Below are 1,236 nucleotides of genomic sequence, written 5' to 3' on the forward strand. Positions count from 1 at the left end.
CGGCTTCCAGCTCACCGACGACCTGCGGCGGGTGATCCTGGGCAGCCGTCCGGACGAGCCCGGTCCCGGCCGCGAGGCGGGGCTGGCGGTCTCCGGGCCGCTCGGTGCGCAGTTCCTGCTGTGGGAGTACGCGGTCGCCGTGGCGGGCCGGGTGATGGGTGTGAACCCGTTCGACCAGCCCGCCGTCGCCGAGTCGCGGGAGAGCACGGCCGCGCTGCTGCGGGCGGCCGAGGGCGCGGCTCCGACCGTCGTCCCGGGCGTTCCGGCGTTCGTCGACGACGCGGTGGAGGTGCACGGCCGCGAGGACCTGCTGAAGGGCGTCGGCTCGCTCTCGGACGCCCTGGACGCCGTGGTGGCCGCCGTCCCGGACCGGGGCTACCTGGCGGTGCTGGCCTTCCTCGACCCGGCCGAGGACGCGTCCGCGGCGGGCCTGCGCCCGCTGCTGGCCGAGCGCGGGGCCGGGCTGCGCCGCTCCCCCGCCCCGGTCACCTTCGGCTGGGGCCCGCGCTACCTGCACTCGACCGGGCAGTACCACAAGGGCGGTCCGGAGAACGGCGCGTTCCTCGTGATCACGGCGGCGCCGGACGCCGACCTGCCGATCCCGGGGCGTCCCTACACGCTGGGCGAGCTCCAGCTGGCCCAGGCGTACGGGGACCTGCGCGCGCTGCGGTCCCGGTCGCGGCCGGTCGTCCGCGTCCACCTGAGGGACCGGGCGGACGGTCTCGCCCAGCTCACCAAGGCCCTCACCTGACCCCCGCGCCTCCGAGGACCGTCTGAACCCACGCGCGACACCGGGCCCGGCCATGCGAATGGCCGGGCTTAGTCGTGTTTGTCCTGCGTTTCCCGTACTTGTTCACAAATCGACACCTGGAAGATCGGGGAGTTGGTCGCGGATGCCGCTTGTCTCCTGAAACGATGGGGCCGGGAGGAACGGTGTCCGGATTCGACGTACTGACGCGCGGCGACGTGCTGGAGCAGGCACTGCAGGCGCGCGACTACCTGGTCGCCTGCGGGGTCCCCGCGGCGCTGGCCGCCAAGGACCCGCGGCTGTGGGGCCGGCGGGCCGTCGACCACAGCCGGCTGGCCTGGCTGGACCTGCCGTTCGCCTCCCGCTACCTGCTGGACAAGGTGGACGACGTGGTCACCGAGGCCCGCTTCTCGGGGCTCGACCACGTGGTGCTGGTCGGGGTGGGCGCGGACGCGCTCGCCGCGCAGGCCATCATGGAGGAGCACGCC

The 1,236-nt window shown here is 74.4% G+C and carries 2 pseudogenes; both read left to right on the forward strand.

Going from position 1 to position 1,236, the window contains the following annotated elements:
* A pseudogene (locus AB0J52_RS41345) lies at nucleotides 1-751 on the forward strand (glucose-6-phosphate isomerase); the annotation flags it as partial.
* A gap of 182 nt (nucleotides 752-933) precedes the next feature.
* Nucleotides 934-1,236, forward strand: a pseudogene (locus tag AB0J52_RS41350) (phosphoheptose isomerase); the annotation flags it as partial.

Origin of the sequence: Spirillospora sp. NPDC049652 (assembly GCF_040675125.1) — a bacterium.
GTDB lineage: Bacteria > Actinomycetota > Actinomycetes > Streptosporangiales > Streptosporangiaceae > Spirillospora.